Origin of the sequence: Paenibacillus sp. FSL R7-0312 (genome assembly GCF_038004445.1) — a bacterium.
GTDB lineage: Bacteria > Bacillota > Bacilli > Paenibacillales > Paenibacillaceae > Paenibacillus_AQ.
On record NZ_JBBORE010000001.1, the window covers coordinates 503,336 to 521,566 of the forward strand.

General features: G+C 46.3%; 12 protein-coding genes. 6 read left to right on the forward strand and 6 right to left on the reverse strand.

What is annotated here, in order from left to right; genetic code table 11:
• Positions 1-12: 12 nt before the first annotated feature.
• Together MKX70_RS02130 and MKX70_RS02135 are read right to left on the reverse strand one after the other, a co-directional pair.
• Entirely contained in the window at positions 13-1,371 is a 1,359-nt protein-coding gene (locus tag MKX70_RS02130; protein WP_042232484.1) for a hypothetical protein, read from the reverse strand.
• Positions 1,368-1,610 (reverse strand): acyl carrier protein, encoded by a 243-nt coding sequence (locus MKX70_RS02135; protein WP_042232482.1) that lies wholly within the window; start codon positions 1,608-1,610, stop codon positions 1,368-1,370. The genes MKX70_RS02130 and MKX70_RS02135 overlap by 4 nt, the downstream gene beginning before the upstream one ends.
• 157 nt (positions 1,611-1,767) lie before the next feature.
• Here MKX70_RS02135 and MKX70_RS02140 point away from each other — a divergent pair, with 157 nt between their 5' ends.
• From MKX70_RS02140 to sstT, 3 genes are all read left to right on the forward strand, one after another.
• On the forward strand, positions 1,768-2,688 hold the full coding sequence (locus tag MKX70_RS02140; protein ID WP_042232481.1) for an AraC family transcriptional regulator: 921 nt from the start codon (positions 1,768-1,770) through the stop codon (positions 2,686-2,688).
• Positions 2,666-3,673: a hypothetical protein gene (locus tag MKX70_RS02145; RefSeq protein WP_042232479.1), complete on the forward strand. Its 1,008-nt coding sequence runs from the start codon at positions 2,666-2,668 to the stop codon at positions 3,671-3,673. The genes MKX70_RS02140 and MKX70_RS02145 overlap by 23 nt, the downstream gene beginning before the upstream one ends.
• 305 nt (positions 3,674-3,978) lie before the next feature.
• Entirely contained in the window at positions 3,979-5,223 is a 1,245-nt protein-coding gene (sstT, locus tag MKX70_RS02150) for a serine/threonine transporter SstT (RefSeq protein ID WP_340839481.1), read from the forward strand.
• A 309-nt stretch (positions 5,224-5,532) separates the two neighbouring features.
• On the opposite strand, the gene MKX70_RS02155 is transcribed toward sstT, so the two are convergent.
• The gene (locus tag MKX70_RS02155) at positions 5,533-9,561 is read right to left on the reverse strand and encodes an S-layer homology domain-containing protein (RefSeq protein WP_340839482.1); all 4,029 of its coding nucleotides are present in this window, start codon (positions 9,559-9,561) and stop codon (positions 5,533-5,535) included.
• A gap of 602 nt (positions 9,562-10,163) precedes the next feature.
• Here MKX70_RS02155 and MKX70_RS02160 point away from each other — a divergent pair.
• The 3 genes from MKX70_RS02160 (at position 10,164) to MKX70_RS02170 (ending at position 12,331) form a co-directional block, all read left to right on the forward strand.
• Positions 10,164-10,628 (forward strand): MarR family winged helix-turn-helix transcriptional regulator, encoded by a 465-nt coding sequence (locus MKX70_RS02160; protein WP_340839483.1) that lies wholly within the window; start codon positions 10,164-10,166, stop codon positions 10,626-10,628.
• Positions 10,615-11,166, forward strand: coding sequence for a GNAT family N-acetyltransferase (locus tag MKX70_RS02165; RefSeq protein WP_197073031.1), 552 nt, complete (start codon positions 10,615-10,617; stop codon positions 11,164-11,166). The genes MKX70_RS02160 and MKX70_RS02165 overlap by 14 nt, the downstream gene beginning before the upstream one ends.
• Before the next feature lie 85 nt (positions 11,167-11,251).
• Positions 11,252-12,331, forward strand: a complete 1,080-nt coding sequence (locus tag MKX70_RS02170) for an acyltransferase family protein (RefSeq protein WP_340839484.1) — start codon at positions 11,252-11,254, stop codon at positions 12,329-12,331.
• Between the two features lie 539 nt (positions 12,332-12,870).
• Here the strand turns inward: MKX70_RS02170 and MKX70_RS02175 are convergent.
• The 3 genes from MKX70_RS02175 to MKX70_RS02185 all read right to left on the reverse strand — a co-directional run bounded on the left by MKX70_RS02175 (position 12,871) and on the right by MKX70_RS02185 (position 18,021).
• Positions 12,871-13,533, reverse strand: coding sequence for a hypothetical protein (locus MKX70_RS02175; RefSeq protein WP_340839486.1), 663 nt, complete (start codon positions 13,531-13,533; stop codon positions 12,871-12,873).
• Positions 13,534-13,775: 242 nt separating this feature from the next.
• Complete coding sequence (locus tag MKX70_RS02180) at positions 13,776-16,868, reverse strand: SMC family ATPase (RefSeq protein WP_340839487.1); 3,093 nt, start codon at positions 16,866-16,868, stop codon at positions 13,776-13,778.
• The gene (locus MKX70_RS02185) at positions 16,825-18,021 is read right to left on the reverse strand and encodes an exonuclease SbcCD subunit D (RefSeq protein WP_340839488.1); all 1,197 of its coding nucleotides are present in this window, start codon (positions 18,019-18,021) and stop codon (positions 16,825-16,827) included. Before MKX70_RS02185 ends, MKX70_RS02180 begins: the two co-directional genes overlap by 44 nt.
• Positions 18,022-18,231 lie beyond the last annotated feature (210 nt).

The following is an 18,231-nucleotide window of genomic DNA, read 5'->3' on the forward strand; positions in this document are numbered from 1 at the left end:
GGGTCCCTTTCTTTATCGCAGTATAGTGTAGCCCGAGCGCAGAAGCGATTCGTCCAGCTTGCGGGTGAGTCTGTGCTTGCTGTCTTCATCCCGGTAAGCGAGTGCTGCATACAGCTTGCCCTTAGTGGAACCGGCAGACCGGGACGGGTCAGGAGGCTGAAGTGTGCCCGAAGCCAAAGGAATCACTCCTTCCCCCGCTCCCCGCGAAAATAATATGCCTTCCCGCTCAAGCCGCCCCAGCAGATCTGCATAATGAACCTCGCCCATGGTTGCCAGCGGCACCTGTAACAGGCAGGTATGCATTCCCTCCTGCTTGAGCTGGCGGTCTACATTATGCTTGATCAGACTCATCGACTTCCGGGCATTGATCTCGACCAGAGGGGCGAGGCTTCCGTCACGCAGCAGCATGGAGTCCACGCATACATCACCGAAATAACCGTCTGCATACAGCTCACGCCCAATGCTGTGCATGATCTCCCAATAGTCCTCCCGGTCCAGCCTTTCGAGCAGAGCCGGCTCCGGAGAATGAGACTCTCCGAAGGCAAAGCCATGGTTGACCAGCTGCTGAACGGACAATATCGAGATCCGGCCTTCCGGGTCAATGTGAAATTGGCAGGAGAAGTCGGTCTCCCGGTCCAGCAGCGGTTCGAGCACAAACTTTATTCGTTTGTCCTGGTTCCGGCTGGATTCCAGGTACCCGGCAATCCGGCGCAAGATCCGCTCCGAGTCCACGAGCTGATTGCCTTTGCCGGATACACCATACTCATCCTTGATCAGCAAAGCCCCCTTCTCCAGCAGCGCTTGTCCGGATTGCAGCAGCTCTTCCACGCTATCAACGACAAGAGCGATATTCGGCAGCAGCAGCCTGTCCCGCATAGCAGCAGAGTAGGTTTTGGTGTTCACTCTGCGCACAGTCTGTTCATCCGGGAGAACGGGCTGAAGCTTATACCGCTTAACCGCCTCATGCGTTCCGGGAAGCACGGCAAAGGGCTCAAGCCATGCTCCTTCCGGTATTAACCTGTCCGGCTCCTGCCCGGGGTTCAGCCTGCCCAGCAGTTCGAATACATTCATTGCATTCATTGTATTCAGTACGTTCTGTGCTGTGCCAGATGCCTCCACGGCCAGGGTTAACGGATTCATATTGGTCTTGAACGAATAATCGAGAGATTGCAGATAATCATATTGAGCCTTGTTCATCCCATGACGGGTTAATAGAATATCTCCGCTCCCGCAGAAGACAAACAGCAGTTCATCCATGGCCTGCACGATAGCCAGAGCCTTCGCATCAGGAACGGATGGCAGAGCAGCCAGATCTTCCTCCCGCCAGTATCGCTCCGACTCCAGGCTGCCGCAATGTACAGCGTTCTTCATCGTACAGCAAGCCCCTCGACATACGCGGAGAAGCGGTCCACCGATTTCAAATGCTCAAGATCAAAGGTATCAAAGTCTACTTCGACATCGAATTCGTCTTCGATTCTCAGAATAAAGTTGATGATTTGCAGCGAATCCAGTGCGGCGTCCAGTGTCAGATCGGAAGCTCCGCTCAGCGTCTGAAGCAGGCCCGGCTCCTCCTTGATTTCCGCGATAATCTCAATAACCTTTTGCTGCATGTGTATACCCCTTTCAATATGCAAATTAGGAATTAATAGGATGAATATACCAAAATAAAGATTGTTAATATATGGTTGAATACGCCAAAATATTCAGATATACTAGGATGGATTCCAGAAGTCTATCTTAAGGAAGCAGGAAACGGAGGTTTGTGTTATGGAAGTTTTTCCGGTCTTTACTGGGGAATATCTATTTGACTCCTGTTCGCCGGTACAAATGCTCCTGACTCAGGAAACGGTCACTTCCGTACGTCATCAGCACGATTTTGTAGAGCTCGCCTATGTGGTTCAGGGGGAAGGCATCCACCAAGCGGATGAGGATAAAATGCAGGTTATGCAAGGAGATTTGTTAGTTATACCACCCGGGGTTTCCCATGTCTTTCAGCCGCAGGATCTGACCGGTGCAGAGCCGCTCCTCATCTACAATTGTATGCTCAGGCCTGAGCTTGGCAGGATGCTCAGCGGGCTGCCGGAACCCTTTTCTGAAGAAGAGATGCTCCCGCTCCTGAAGCTTCTGGAGGTGAAGCAATGGTTCGGGTATAGAGAGAGCAGCGTGGAGCTGGCCTTAGTACTCCGCCGTATGCATGAGATGCAGAGCTGCGGCTCCCTTGGGGACCCACAGCAGCTATACCCGTTGCTGTTCGAACTGGCAGACCTCATACTGCCCGCAGCCGCCATTCCGTTCGCTCAGCAGCCCGGGATGGACTATGATCCGCTGCATGACGTCATCCTGTATATGATCAGTCATTTCAGAGAGAAAATCACACTGAAGGAGATGAGCCGCCAGTTTGCGGTGAGCTCCCGCCAGTTTCAGCGATTATTCAAAATTAAGACCGGCAGGTCCTATATCCAGATGCTCCAGGAAATCCGCATGAAATATAGCTGCCTCCTGCTGATGTTCACAGAGCTTGGGATACAGTCCATTGCCCTGGAGGTCGGAATTTACGACATGAAATATTTCTACCGGCTATTTCGTGAATATAGCGGTATGACTCCTGCCTCTTATCGAAACCGGTTGCAGAGCCACTTTGTGTCGGCGAAGGAGATGATGAGCAGTGCTGAACATTGCTCCCATTAAGAGTACGCCCTATCCTACCCTGCGCAGCTGTATAGATGACTGTATCCAGTCTGTTGCCCAGTGGCAGGGCAAGGACATCAAGTGTATGTACGGCAATGCCTGGCAGATGTCCTTCGCAGAACAGCAGTCCCCGGATCAGCCGCTCATTGAGCGGCTAGCGCTGCCGCGGATCAGTACAGACTCTCTCTCTGCATACCATGGCCTTATGTTCAATTACATCGAACGGAAGGGGCTGGCGATGGAGAAGGACTTTATGCTTGACCTTCTGGAGAGAAGACTGTCTTCGGGAATGCCAGTGCTGGTCGGCTTCGATTCCTATGACTGCCCCTGGTGTGTGGCCTTCCGCAGGCTGCATACCAGCCATGCCTGCCTTGCGGTTGGACTGGATCGGCCCGGCAACATCATCTATCTGACGGATGCCTACTATGGCAAAGAGCTTGAGGCAATAGATTTCAATATCCTTGAGCAAGCCTGCCATTTCTATGCTACCTTTGAGCTCTGTGATACTTCGCGTTCCTACACAGATTGGGAGACAACACTTCATGAAATGCTGACGAATCCAGCCCATCAGGTTCAGCCCGGCGAGGTTGCTGCTAACCTCAGAATCTATGCCGATACCTATCTGCATACAGGAATTCCCGCTGACAACTCCGCCGAAGCCGGTTCCCGCCTCAAGCTGTACGCGAACGCCCTGCCCATCAGCCGGATCCGGTTCAGCCAGTTCCTGCAGCTGCTTAACCAAGAGGCCTCTGTTCCGGCACTCTCCCGGGCCGCCGAGGGCTACCGTCATGCAGGAGAGCAGTGGGATCTGATTAATCAATTCATGATCAAGGTGATGTGTTCCGGCAATAAGCCGGCCGGGCGGGTGAAGATTCACAGAAGAATGTGTGAAATCATCAATCTGGAGGAGCAGCTTCTGGAGGAATTGGTGCAATTGACGATGCAGGTGGACGGGCCCGGTAAGTTCATTAACAAGCATTATTAATGCTCCAAATGAAATATCTGAATTCAACCTTCTCTCCAAAGCTGTTGTGCCCACGCGGCTGCATCTCATGATCCCTCCTTCTATGAGTCCGGCTTTTATTGTTTTAATAGGAACCTACTGTATCTGGATGGTCTACACTTCTATGTGAAAAATTACGCACAGTTTCTCCCACTCTTACATAGAAGGTTATTTCCGTGTTAAACTAGCCTAAATATAATTGCCTTAACATAGTAAAGCGGCTATGTATCAACATAGTAAAGCTGTAGGGCTTAGTTATATTTCCATATTGATACCGGAGGGAATACATGAACGCTTTATTGCTCAAATGGAATCAAGTAAGCCTAGTAAAACGAATACTTGTGGGGATCATAATTGGTAGTATCCTGGCTTTAGCGTTTCCTAATGCAACAGGCTTCACCATTTTCGGTTCCTTGTTTGTATCCTCATTAAAGGCCATCGCGCCAGTATTGGTCCTGCTCTTAGTGATGACTGCTATCTCGCAGCATAAAAAGGGTCACCAGACGAATATGAAGTCGATTATTGCTCTATATGGGTTAAGTACCTTTTTGGCCGGGCTAACTGCAGTTATTGCAAGTTTTATCTTCCCGGTGAGCTTGTCACTTGTAACGGGTGCGGACGACCTATCTCCACCTGATGGGATTGTAGAAGTACTGAAGAGCTTGCTGTTTAAGGTTGTCGACAACCCAGTAAACGCCCTAATGAATGCCAACTATATCGGTATTCTGACTTGGGCTCTCCTTCTTGGTATAGCTCTAAAAGGTGCCAATGATAGTACAAAGATTATGCTCACTAACTTTTCTGATGCGGTATCCCATATCGTTAAGTGGGTAATCAACCTGGCGCCTCTGGGCATCATGGGACTTGTGTATGATTCCATTACAGCCAATGGACTTTCATCCTTGCTTGATTACGGTAAACTACTTCTCGTGCTTATTAGTTGTATGTTATTTATAGCGCTTGTTGTTAACCCAGTGATTGTATATCTGAAAATCCGCCGAAATCCTTACCCGCTTGTTCTTTATTGCCTGAAGGAAAGTGGGATTACGGCCTTCTTTACTCGCAGCTCCGCTGCAAACATTCCAGTCAACATGAGCTTATGTGAAAAGTTGGAGCTTGATAAGGATACCTACTCGGTGTCCATTCCCTTAGGTGCTACCATAAATATGGCGGGTGCAGCGGTTACGATTTCCGTCTTGACTCTCGCTGCTGTTCATACAGTTGGCATTGAAGTGGATTTTGGAACAGCGCTTATTCTTAGTATCCTATCTGCCGTAGCTGCTGCTGGGGCCTCAGGCGTTGCTGGAGGGTCGCTCTTACTGATTCCTCTAGCGTGCAGCATATTCGGCATTTCGAATGATGTTGCCATTCAGGTCGTTGGTGTAGGTTTCATCATCGGCGTGTTGCAGGACTCTTTTGAAACTGCGCTTAATTCTTCCTCGGACTTACTCTTTACTGCAACCGCTGAATATGCGGAAAAACGTAAAGAAGGAGGAGTTCGTGTTAATACGAAAAAAGTGACTGACCTATAGGTCAATGGCAGAATCCCCTCAGCAATATTCTGGAACGCATGCATGACCGAGGCTTGGATTAATCCATTCTCAAGGGTGGAAATGGAAATCGAGCGGACAACCTACGCTATATCCGCTTCCACGATCTGCGCCATACCTCAACAAGTCAAAAACGCAAAAATAAAGACGCTACGGGGAGCAATTCCCGAGCGTCTTGTTGCGTTCTTTTACACGCTTGTGCTTAATCCCGTATATCCATATTTTCGCCGCACATAGCAAAAACCGTGCCAGCAATAGCTGTCACGGTTTCCACATTCTTATGCGAATCTCTTACTTATTATACAGTCTGTAGAGGAATACCGCAGCTTCTGCTTTGGTGGTGTTGCCGGCCGGATTGACTTTGTTACCGCTGCCTTCGATCAATCCTTCCTTCACCATGGCAGCTACGCTGTTCACCGCATAGGAAGCCACTTTGGACTTGTCAGAGAATTTCTCCAGATCCTCAGCCGCACCCGGGTTATTCAACTTCTTCTCCAGCTTCAAGGCTCTTTCGGTCAACACCATCATGTCCTGTCTTGTGATCTTAAGAGCGCTGCCGAATCTGCCGTTGTCCAGGCCGTTCGTAATACCAAGTGCTTTGGCTATGGCAATTTCATTATAGTAGTAAGCATTCTCTTGCACATCGCTGAAATTCCCATTTCCCTTGGCAGTCAAGCCAAGTGCCCTGACGAGGGAGTACAGGAAATCTGCTCTGGTGATCTCGGTTGACGGATGGAATTCACCGCCCTCAGTCTTGAGAATATCCTTGGATGCAAGGACTTCGACCGCGTTTCTGGCCCATGCGGCCTTTCCGAGATCTGTGAATGTCCTGGATACGTAAGCTACACCGAAGTCGCCGAAGTGAGTGGTTGTGAAGGTTACCCTACCGGTCTTGGAAGCATACCGTCCGCTTGGTACGGTCATCACATTCCCGCTTCCGTCAATGTACCAGACCCCAATCATTTCGGGTTTCTTCAATTCGTCCACAGTCGGCTTGTAAGGCACGGATACGGTTACAGGTGCACCGGGATTGCTCCAGGCCGTTTCTTTTCCGTCTACCTTAAGGCTAAGCTGAATGAACGGCCTATCACCGAGAGCCGCTTTCACTTCCGCCGGGAGTCCCAACTTGTCGCCTTTTCCAATCTCCAGCGCTACTTCCTTGCCGCTGCTTTCAGCCACGCCTGTCAACATATTCCCGGAAATGACGACCTGACCGATTTCTGTGGAAATGGTGAGTTTGTCATCCTTGGTTCCGCTTGTCAGTGCTGCAGCAGGCAAGCCGACCGAGTATGAATTCACTCCTTGCGCGGCAGGAATGTCCAGGGTAACATTTTTCTCCATGAATTCCTTTGCTTTTGCCAGATCCGATACCTTAACCAATGCTGTACCATTGTTCACAGTCGCCTGCATGGTTACTGTCTGACCCTGTACCACTGGTGCGGAAGGGGCTGGTGTTGCAGATGCTGCAGGTGCAGGGGCTGAAGGTACTTCAGGTGCAGGCGTTGAAGATGTTGTAGGCGTAGGTGTTGCAGATGGTGTTCCTGGTTCCGGAGTGGACGGAGTCTCCGTCTTGCCATTGACTACTTTTAGAGTGTACGTCTTGACCCTGCCGTCTGCACCTGTTACCTCAACCTTTATATCCGTTCTTGTTCCAGGTGTCAGCGCTATAGCTTCGGAAGCTGTACCGCTGGCAACCACCTTATCGTTCACTTTAATGGATGACCTGCTGTCTGCCGCTGCCGCTGTCACGGTAATGCTGTCAGCATCCTTTAGAGAAACATCGTACTCTGTGGTGGCTGTGTTGAACGCAGGCTGGAGTGTTCCCGCGCTCAGTGTCAAGCTGCTGAGGTCCGCATTCACACTGCGGGGTCTATAGACTCCAAGATCGCCAAGGTCAATGACATCGTTCTGAATTTTCTCGAATTCGCCTGTAAAAAAACCATCCAGATACGAATGTCCAAGAATGAATCTGTCCGGTTTCATGGCGCCATAGTAGCCGGCATTTGCATTGCTCTGACCGTCAAACAGGACATAGCTTCCCTGCCATCCGGAACCGGATACTCCCCAGCTGATGATGTGATCGATATACGGGGCGAACTTGTTAAACGTTTTGTACAGCAGCGCGTACTGATAACCAAGGGCATCCGACTGTCTCACATTGAGCACTGCGGGAGCGGTCGCGCCTCCTCCGGGGGCATCGGTCGGTACCTTAAGGTCAAGCTCTGAATAAGTAATACCTGATAGCAGGCCCCGGTCAACGAGAGAGGCATAGAGGGCCATCGCATATTGGTTATCGCTCGCAAGGGTCTTCCCCACCGCATCGTGTCCCTGGATACCGATATCTTCGATCAGGGGTCTTCCGTCATACAGCGGATCGGAACGCCATGCGGTATTTAATTCGAGAACCATATTGTATACTGTTCTCGCTTTGCTGCGGGTCGCAAGTCCGTAATCGTTATAGGTCAGCTTCGGTGGATTGTCAACGATGTAAGTGTCAATGCTGCCGTCGTTGTCGTGTCCATCAAGCTTCATGTACTCCGGAAGATTAGTGTAATTGGCTTTGTAAGCTGCCGCCATCTTGGCGTTGGGAGCCGCGATGTGCGCGTTTTTGAAGAGCAGGTAAATGTAATGGTCGGTGATGTCGCCGCCAATCTGATCATCCGACATGGCAGCAAGCCAGTTGGTATGTTTCAGGCTAGTTCTCCAGCTGTTCGCATCCCCGGGGATGAGTTCGCTGTGGCGGCTCTCGTGAACCTCTTCGTTGAGTACATCCCAGGAATTAAAGGGAATGACGCCACGGGATTCGCTGGAGCCGTACTTCGTATCTGTGGTCAGGAAGTGCCGCATCACATACATGGTGTGGTTGAACTGCACCCTTCTCGCCATTTCTTTGTCGACCTTGACCGTAGTTGTGACGCCGTTGCCCAGTCCGTAGAAATCGGTCCCGCCATTATACCCGGAAGTAAGGTTCGCGGGAATCATCTGTGTCATCCATCCGGGGGCCTGGTTGTACCATGCCAGAACATGGCCGTGAGACTTGTACTGTCCGGGAGTTCCGGAATCCCTGATCGCCTGATAAGAATTGGTCGGGAAGCTATATTCCGCTAATCCAGGGGTAGTGGTTGCGCCGTTCAGGGCCTCGCCGCTAACGCTTTTCAGCCACTCCGGGCCACGGGGATGCGTACCATCGGCCTTCAGATTGTTGCCGTCGACGAAGATTTCATAGTGATTGGCGCGGGTTCCGGTTACGGGTCCCGTGCCGATCGCGCCGACCATGAACAGGCCATTCTCCTTATTGTACAGACTCTTTAGAGGCGCTACGGCACTCTGGTTTTCCTTGTTGACTACACTCGGAAGTGCAACGCCACTAGGATCAGGTGCGGTAATCTCAATGTTGGCGACAAGCAGCATACCGGTTTCTGCAGGACGGGCATTCTCGCCATGTAGCTCAAGAATGAAGTTCGAGGAATTGCCCGTTGAGGCAGTAATGCTGTGATGTGCCTTCAACCAGGATTCACCGTTGTAGCTGCCCACCCAGTCAGGATTCAGGTTGTTGTACTGGTAATCCCTAAGATAGGTATCGAGGTTAGTGCCCGTATTTCTGATTCTCCATCTCATGAATTTGCCTTGCGCACTCTTGGGATAGTAGACATCGAATTCAATCGTTGAACCCTCTGTGACATTTACGGCCGGGGACAACGGGGATTCCAGACTTATGCCGCCGAACGTGCTTTTTCCGTTATGGGCGTAATGAATCTGGAGTACTTCAGCTTTACCTTGGGAATCTGCAAAAGGATACGGGATCGTCTTGAACGTGCCCCCGGCAAAGTCAGCGGGGACACGGTTGTCAAGCGGAGTTCTGGCCGTCCAGGTATTCGTGGGCGCGGTAACTTTTACAGGAACCTTACCCGGACCCGGATCAAGACGGAAATAAGGATCGGAGCCGTCTGACTTAATATTTTCATTGAAAGTTACTATGGCTGCTTTAAGAATGGCTATAGCTTCGTCGGCGGGAGTGTTCACATTACGCGCGGACTCAAGCGCATCATTAAGTGCTTGGAGTTCGTCGACATGCACCCAGGGCAAAGCCCGGTTCACATCGGAACCATAGACGGAACCATAGACAGACTGGCTGACTTGGAGCGGGAATTCCGGATTGCCGGTTTTTAGGGCTTCGGCTTGAGCAATAAGGTCGCTCAGTTCAACTGGCAATTCTTCTCCGGCCGCAGCAGCCGGGACAGGAGTATACGTGAATACGGAGAACAACATGATGATGACTAGGAGGCGGGAGATGCTGATTACACATTTTCTACTGTTCATCTTAGTCTGACTCCTTTTCTTGAGGAAGTCTCTAAAGTCTGGCTATAGAGTTACCCCAGTTAAGATGCTGTTTCGGGGAAAATATCGCATTTGTTAATATTTTCTCCTTGGGTTACGTCAAGTCTAGCTTGACGGTCAATACACACACCTCCTTCTGAACATAAATGGCAGACATAATTTGAAAGCGCATTCACAAGAGCGGACGGGTAGAAGGCCTCGATGATCTACAGCCCTGACAGTTGAATGCAGCCCAGCTTTCGCTGACTACACCGATCCGTCAAAACGTCTTGCGCAGTAACCGCACGTTGCCCTTCCCTTCCAAATGTTAATTGTATACGCTTTCTCCAGCAGTGCTTAAACGCCAATTACTCCCTGTAACAATTTTCATATTAACAACAGGAAGGGAAAGTCTAAATACGGGTAATGCACGAATGATTTTAATATAAAACGAAAATAGACCGTCCCCTCTCTCGCAAAGGCATGCGGTCTTGTAATTAAGCGAAATCAGGAGGTGCGCTGCACATGGATAATGAACCCTTGACAATAATACGATATCGTATTATTGTAAATCCGATATCGTATTATTATTAAGGAGATCAACTATGAATTCTGAACGCACAAAAATACTAAACTTTATGATTGCAATCAATAAACTAGACGGCTTATATTACTCTATTGCTAAGCAAATAGGGGTCCATGAGAATGAATTTGTGCTATTATACGCCCTTTCAGACAGGAAACCACATACACAACGCCAAATCTGTGATGAATGGCAGGTACCTCGCACAACGATCAACTCAGTCACTCGGAAATTTGTAAAGTTAGGATATATAGATCTTGTTCCTACCGGTCATAAAGAAAAGGAATTATCGTTAACAGAAACTGGAAATGACTATCTTACAACCATCTTTTCAGATGTTTTCGCCGCTGAAAGTGATGCATTTAGATCCACTTTAGAGCCATGTGTAGACATTGTGACACATGTCATTTCAGAATTTGTCGTATCTCTTGAAACATTACTGAACAATATCAAACAGGAGAAGGTAAAAAAAAATGAAAATGAATGAACTCATCTTCGAACCCGTCATTGAATCCGGATTAACGTCGTTTAAAAAGAGACTCCAGCATGCATTTTCTCTAGCCATAATAGTCATGGATGAAGATGCTTCTGACAAGCTTATTCCACCCGACCAAGATATTGAGAGAAATTTTTATAGCAAAGGAGCAGAAACTTATAACATCTACAAGAGCGGCCATCGTATCGGCGGCGTTATTGTGTCTATTAATGACGTAACAAACCATAATCATTTGGACTTTTTCTTTATCGAACCAGAACATCACAGCAAGGGCATTGGTTTTGAAGTGTGGCAAGCAATCGAAGAAAAATATCCCAATACTCTAGTCTGGCAAACTGGTACACCTTACTTTGAAAAGAGAAACATCCACTTTTACGTGAATAAATGCGGCTTTCAAATCAATGCATTTTACAATGAACACTATCCAGATCCCCATTTCCAACATGAAGACCCTTCAGATGATCATGATGGGTTTGATGATGGGTTCTTTAATTTTATAAAGATCATGAAATCCAACAATCATAAATAGATAAACTGCATAAAAGAGGCCCATTACCCCCATTTAATCCAACTTGGAGTATAAGATCATACTTCACACTTATAAGGAGAATACTATGTTAAAAGTTATTCATTTAAGAAGCTTCTTTTCGGAAGAAGCTGTAAACACTGGGCGTCAAAAGGAATTGGACATTGCAAAAGGTCTCGCAGTTATTTTTATGATTTGGCAACATATTCTTGGTGTATTTGAAGTACCAACCTATGGTGCTTTTGAGGATTTCGCTGTCAGTATTTTAGGCTCTCCTTTTGCTGCTCCTGTCTTTATGTTTACTATGGGGATGGGCATTACCAATTCCCGTAAGAACCACCCATCTGATTTATTTAGTAGAGGATTACATCTCTTTGTTATTGGATTTGTTCTGAATGTCTGCAGGTGGATCATCCCTGAAACAATACGAACATTTATTGCTGGAGACGCATTCAATATGACTGCACTTCATAACTTTTTTATGATGGATATTCTCCAATTCGCAGCTTTGGCATTTATTTTTATTGGCATTGTCAAGAAATTAAATATTCCTTCCACAGCCGTTATTGTCATCGCCCTCATTTGTTCACTCTTAGGAGATATTTTTTTGTTCAAATCAGACAATTTTCTCATTGCTGATATCGTTGGTCTAATCATACCGACAAATGGCAATGTGACCTTTCCATTTGTGAATTGGATTATTTTTGTTGTCTCAGGGTTTTATTTTGCTCACTTATATCGGTATTTAAAAGATAAAAAAGGCTTCTTCTTTAAGGTCACACCACTCGCCCTCGCCATCTCATTAACCTATATCGCTTATTGTTTTATCGCTAAAAAGGGTATGTTTGTTGATGAACATTCATTCTTCTTTATGACATTCACAGGTATGATTTTTAACATTATCTTGGTAATAGGATGGATCGGACTACTCTATTTATTATTTAATCAAACCAAAGGTCCAGTGATAGCCTTCATGACTGGCTTAAGCAAAAATATAAATTCAGTCTATGTCATCCAATGGACCATTATCGGATTCTTATTAACAATTTTTTTCATTTCTCTATCACACTTCACAGAAATCATCCTTCTTGTTTCAATACTACTGACTTCTTATGGCTTAAGTTTCGTATGGTTAACAATAAAAAAAAGTAAAAAACAACTGCACTGAACGCTCATTCACTTCATTAGTAATATACACTTGTTCCTATAATAGTGCGTGGATATTTCCACAATTAAAAGCCACTGAATGTGCAATATAACACTCAGTGGCTTCATACTCATTGATATGACTTTGTTTTATCTTCTTTCTAACTTCACTACCGACTCCACATGCACCGTATGCGGGAACATATTATCCTGGGATGTGATCTGTAGCATTCCGCAGAAACCTTGATTTGACGGGCTTTTCCCAATGGACTTCCGTTCTGGAAGGCTGATTTCCGCATGTTTCTGTTGATGTTTTACATCAATTTTACATCAATTTATTAAATGACTGGTCTCATCGCTACCACAATAACAAGAGTATCTATTCATATTCGTTCATATTGGAGGTAGCTAACTATTACGTAAGGATGGTTAGACTAAAAAGGGGAACGGACAATTATTCGCATTATTTTGTTAACTCCTCCCTAGCCTTTACTAATGGAGCATCGGATCCTCACTTATTATCTTTCGTAGCCTTCACTAGGCCTCTATTTTCAATAATGGTTAATTTTTGCGTAGTTCCTTTGCAGCATTGAGGACCCACCATGCGATACCTTGCTTTACAAAGTCGGTCTCATTCATTAAGCCTTCCTCGTGAATAAAATCATCCACTTTATCGCGAATCTGGTATTGAAGCCTTTCGAAAGCGACTTTCCCCACTTTTATTCCAAGCTCCCTACCCGTGCTCTCCAGTTTGTTCCGATCCGCAATCGACGTGAACAGTTCTGGGAAGATCATAATCTCCATGCGATGCAGATAAAACAATGGTCTCCCATTTGCAAATGAGAACCTGTCCATATGTTCGATCAGTCCGATCTCAGCCGCTTTATTAACTGCGCGAAAGTCGAACCCTTCCTTCTTACGAAGCAGTAACAATTGACGGACTTTTTCTCGTGTATTCGTATCTTGTAGATATGTTACAAAATCTCCTTTAAAGACTCTAGCTGTACCTTCAGCCGAAATAGCATTAGCTTCTGTTTCTGTCCAATAAGCATCGAAATGCGATATTTCGGCAGAGAGGTCCCATGCATGAATATCTTGATGCAGCCGCTGTAAGGTTTGAGTAGCCAATGGCTCGATGTGAGCATATTGTGGGTTAGACATATCTTGCTTAAGTAGCTGGTATGCTCGGCGTAATAAGCTGTTATTATCGATTGGGGTAGGCATACAGTCAAACCTCCATGTTAAATATCTTCTTGTTAATTAAACGATTCCAAGCCGGTTAATACTCTACTTGCAATCTTGAACCCCTTGTTATTTTACTTAAATTTCTAATTAGTGCCATGCACCCACTCCTCAATTGATTGTTCTTTACTATAATAAAGTTAACTGGGCTCTCAAAGTAGTATATTCGTACAATAAAATTCTCCCGATAGGGAGAAGATCTTACAGGCAACACCTTAAAACTTCTAACTCACATAAAAGTTAGTATAACTATACCCCTCCCTGGTTTTCTTCACCTCCAGGATTGCTGGTATCGCCTGTTTCAGCTCTTGGACATGAGAGATCACACCAATCATTCGGCCTGACTGTTGCAGGTCAATCAGAGTATCAATGGCCTTGTTCAGAGACTCTTCGTCCAGTGAACCAAAACCCTCGTCGATGAACATGGTTTCTAGTGAAACGCCGCCATCATAGGCTTGAATAACATCAGCCATTCCTAGCGCCAGGCACAGGGAAGCATTAAATTTTTCTCCACCGGATAATGTCTTCACATCCCTCAGTTGACCGGTATAATTGTCATACACATCAAAACCAAGGCCACTTTGCTTGCCGCGTTTCTCCATGCGGTCGCTGCGGACAAGGTAGTATTGTCCTCCGGACATCTTCTGTAGCCGATGGTTTGCATTGTGAATAATTTTATCTAAAAACTCAATTTGCAGATAGCGTTCAAAGGAGATCTTACTACTATTTTCTCCGCGTACAACATCATATAAATCTTTCACGACTTGGTATTCGCGTTCAGCCTCTTGGAAACTACGCTCAGCCATAAGAATATTCGCCTTAAATTCCGTTCCTTTATCAAAGTTATTCTCGGCTTGGATAGAATCCGCGCGAACGATATCAATAGATTGCTCCAGATCATCTAGAAGCTTCTGCAGGATAGCAAGATTTTGACGTTCTTTACCTGCTAGCGTAGAGGTTAATTCCTCAATTTGCTTGGTTACCGATGCCAATGAGGCCTTGTGCATTTCAATTCGATTCTTCAGCTCAGCTTGAGCACCATTGCTCATCTTCGCTGCTTTATAGTTTTCTTCTGAAGCAAACCCAGCTTGTTCTAACGCTCCGAGGTAGCTATGAAGAGCCTTGTCCTTATTGGTAGTCGCTTCGCTCTTCACGTTCTCAGCATTGACTCGACTTGCAAAAGCTTTGATTTTCCGTTCATTCGCCTCATGGTATTGACTCTGCGCTTGCTTCCATGCATCCTCCATTTGCCTTTTGTTGACCTCTGCAATCTTGATATGCTGCTCTAGCTTCTCAAGACTACGTACATCTTCTGGCAAGCTGGATAACGATTGATCAAATAATGCTTTCTCAGTTACATGTTCTGTATTTTTGTTATTGAACAAATTCAGCGTATGTTCCTTTTGTTTGCGTAAATCCTCCAATTTCTTATCCAATGTATCTAATGCTTGCTTGAGTGGAGCTAACATGGCATAAGCTTCCTTCAGCCTATTCTCCTCTTCCTTTAGCGCCTTCCCCTCTATTAATAGCTCCGCATATACACTCTGAATCCCTTCTAACGGATACCCCAGTTCCAGCAACGGTTGCCGCTTCTCTCGAATCTGCTGTTCAGTAGTTGTATGTTTCGCTTTTGCTTCGAGGTATTTTTTTTCAAATAAAGATTTCTCCTTACGCATCTGTTCAAGCTCATCTTTGGTAGGAATATCGCCGGTGACTGCCGCCTTTTGGGGATGATCAAGACTTCCGCAGACCGGACATAACTCACCGTCATGAAGATGACTTGCAAGCAATCCTGCTTGTCCTTCAATCCAGCGTTCCTCAATTGCAGAATACGCTTGATCTGCTTGATCAAACGACACTTTATCCTCTCTTTCTTCTGCCTGTTCCTTTGTAAGTTTGTCTAAGAGGTCCAGGTATTCTTTCATAATTACAGCCTGCTGTCTTAACAGATTAAGCTTCTCTGTCTTTGCTGGCAAATGGAGAACCTTATCTTCCAGTTCCTTTACTTGAGCTGCCTTAGAGGATCGTTCGTTATGCTTAATTTCCAGCTCATCATTTGCACCGTTCAACTGCTTGGACAAGGTATCCACTTCTATTGCAAGTTTCGTGACACGTTGCTGCCTCTGATCAATCTCTTTTACTGCTGGTAGATATCCTTGAAGTCGATCCAGTTCACGTAAAGATTGATTGCGTATTTCTTCTTTTCCCTCTTCCTGCTTATAGAGAGCATTAGCCGAACTGAGGGCAGCTTCAGCCTGCAGGCATTCAGTAAGCGCAGCTTCGAGGAACTTGATTTTACGGCTTAGTTCATCCGTCATTTCAATATTATGCCGCTCATAGATCTCAAGATGATCCGCTTGCTCCGCGAGTGAAAGCTGCACCGTTTGCTGCTTGATAACATCCTCTTTCGCTACTAGCTGTTGCTTTAATTCAGATTTCTGGTCTAACAGATCAAATTGCCCATTCACGGCTTGAGCTTGATGGTAGACCGTCGTATGCTCTTGGAACTTGGTCATTTCGGATTGCAGCAGCAGCTTTTTTTCTTTCAGTTGCACAGTATAATATTCAATCTCTTTATCCAATGCTTCAAGCACTTGATAAGTATTGTAGTTATCCTGCTGGAAGACCCTGTACAATTCTGAGTCTTCACGTCCGCCTAAAGCACCCTTCACACTACAGATATGATATTCTAGCATCTTCGCCTGCTCCGAACAGACTTGCTGCATATCCTTACGTTGTTCATTTAAATGGTCGGTGACCTGTTTATATAATCCTGTCTTAAAGATCCGGCGCAAAATTTCTTCCTTGTTCTCTGTCTCTGAGGTGAGCAGCTTGCGGAATTCACCCTGTGGCAGCATAACGATCTGGCTAAACTGCTCCTTGGTGAGTCCAATAAGTCCGCGAATTTTCTCATCCACCTGCGACACGATAAAGCGATCGACAATAGGGATAGCCTGTCCACTGCCGATTTCATGCAGTTCATAACTTTCTCCCGTGGCACCTTTATTACCAGCCTTCACATGAGCCAACTGCCGAAATACTCGATACGTCCGGCCTTTCAGCTCAAATTCCAATTCAACTGAAGTGTGGGCCTGGTCATCGGCGAAATGGCTGCGGAGCATCTTGTTATCATTTCTGTCCTCACCGCTTGCATCTCCATACAGAGCGAAACAGATCGCGTCAAAAATAGATGTTTTCCCGGCCCCCGTGTTCCCTGATACCACAAATAAGCGGTGCTCTTTAAGCTCAGAGAAATCAATAACCTCTGTATCCTTATACGGCCCGAACGCCGTCATTGTCAGCTTCAATGGTCTCATAACGCTCACCTTCTTTCTCCAGGATCTCCTGCAGCGTTTCGATAAACAACTTCTCTGTTTCTGGCGATAGCTCCGTTCCTCTTACATCTTTATAAAAAGCTTTGAACAGCGAAAGTCCATCCATTTTCGCTCGCCCATCAACCGCCTGTGCCTCCCCAATTAACCCTGAGATAGCCATCTTGCGTTCTACATGCATAGCATTTGGATAGACCGAGCGTACTCGTTCCATTGGCGATGAGACCAACACTTCATCCAGCAAGCGGACAAACACATAATCCTCATTGATAACATGTCGCTCTATATCTGCTATCAAGCCTTCTACGGTCCGCATGTCACGTCGTGGTGTCAGCAGTCGCCGCTCAATCGTTGTATTTCCGTGTTCATCTAGATTGACAATTAAATATCCCTTATTATGATGTTCTTCCGAAATCGAATACTTCAGCGGTGAGCCGGCATACCGGACTGTTTCGTTTCCAACATGATGTGCTTGGTGCAAGTGACCTAATGCCGTGTAATGGAATCCATCAAAATATTCCGAGCTCACATGCTCTGCTCCACCGATGGACAACGGCCGTTCGGAATCGCTAGTATTATCCTGTGCTACACCGCCAGGTGTTATAAAAGCGTGTCCCACAAAAATATGACGGACGCTTGGGTCCAACTTTCCTTTAATATTCTCCGTAATCTTCTGCATGGCATCATTATGTGTCTTAATACTCTCATCACCGAGTAAATAACGTACTTTCCCAGGCTCCGCATAAGGAATGAGATGGAAGTGAACTTCACCATTCTCATCACTCAAAACTACGGGCTCCATCGGATTGGTAAGTTCTCCGGCGATATGTAGTCCCGAGGCTCTCATAATACTGCTGCCAAAGTCAAGACGGCTTGGACTGTCATGATTACCGGCGACTGCGAGCACAGGGATTTTCAACTGAAGTATAATCTTCTGCAGGACCCGATCAAGTAACTGCACTGCTTCCGTCGGTGGGACGGCACGATCGTATAGATCGCCTGCGATAATGATGACATCAGGCTGCTCCGTTTCAATATCCTTGATAAACTGTTCAAGAATATATTGCTGATCCTCCGTCATATAGACGCCTTGCACCAGCTTGCCCAGATGCCAGTCTGCTGTGTGGAATATTTTCATGGTTTTCCGTCCTTTCGGATTGTCTTGTTGCTAACTTAAGCGTTACAGTTTCCTTGTTATTATGTAACTCTATTATAAACAAAAGTTCGCTGACAGTGGGCTGTCAGCGAATGTATGTTCTAGCTCTATCAATTATTGATACACATCTTTATAGAAAAAAAGAGATGCAATAATAACATTTCCGAATCCTTCTGATCCTAGTTCAATCGA

What these genes read in the sequence shown, in the direction of transcription:
- MKX70_RS02160 (WP_340839483.1), top strand. Translation starts at nt 10,164, where the DNA reads ATGAATTCTGAACGCACAAAAATACTAAACTTTATGATTGCAATCAAT.
- sstT (WP_340839481.1), top strand. Translation starts at nt 3,979, where the DNA reads ATGAACGCTTTATTGCTCAAATGGAATCAAGTAAGCCTAGTAAAACGA.
- MKX70_RS02155 (WP_340839482.1), bottom strand. Translation starts at nt 9,561, where the DNA reads ATGAACAGTAGAAAATGTGTAATCAGCATCTCCCGCCTCCTAGTCATC.
- MKX70_RS02185 (WP_340839488.1), bottom strand. Translation starts at nt 18,021, where the DNA reads ATGAAAATATTCCACACAGCAGACTGGCATCTGGGCAAGCTGGTGCAA.
- MKX70_RS02170 (WP_340839484.1), top strand. Translation starts at nt 11,252, where the DNA reads ATGTTAAAAGTTATTCATTTAAGAAGCTTCTTTTCGGAAGAAGCTGTA.
- MKX70_RS02135 (WP_042232482.1), bottom strand. Translation starts at nt 1,610, where the DNA reads ATGCAGCAAAAGGTTATTGAGATTATCGCGGAAATCAAGGAGGAGCCG.
- MKX70_RS02165 (WP_197073031.1), top strand. Translation starts at nt 10,615, where the DNA reads ATGAAAATGAATGAACTCATCTTCGAACCCGTCATTGAATCCGGATTA.
- MKX70_RS02140 (WP_042232481.1), top strand. Translation starts at nt 1,768, where the DNA reads ATGGAAGTTTTTCCGGTCTTTACTGGGGAATATCTATTTGACTCCTGT.
- MKX70_RS02175 (WP_340839486.1), bottom strand. Translation starts at nt 13,533, where the DNA reads ATGCCTACCCCAATCGATAATAACAGCTTATTACGCCGAGCATACCAG.
- MKX70_RS02130 (WP_042232484.1), bottom strand. Translation starts at nt 1,371, where the DNA reads ATGAAGAACGCTGTACATTGCGGCAGCCTGGAGTCGGAGCGATACTGG.
- MKX70_RS02180 (WP_340839487.1), bottom strand. Translation starts at nt 16,868, where the DNA reads ATGAGACCATTGAAGCTGACAATGACGGCGTTCGGGCCGTATAAGGAT.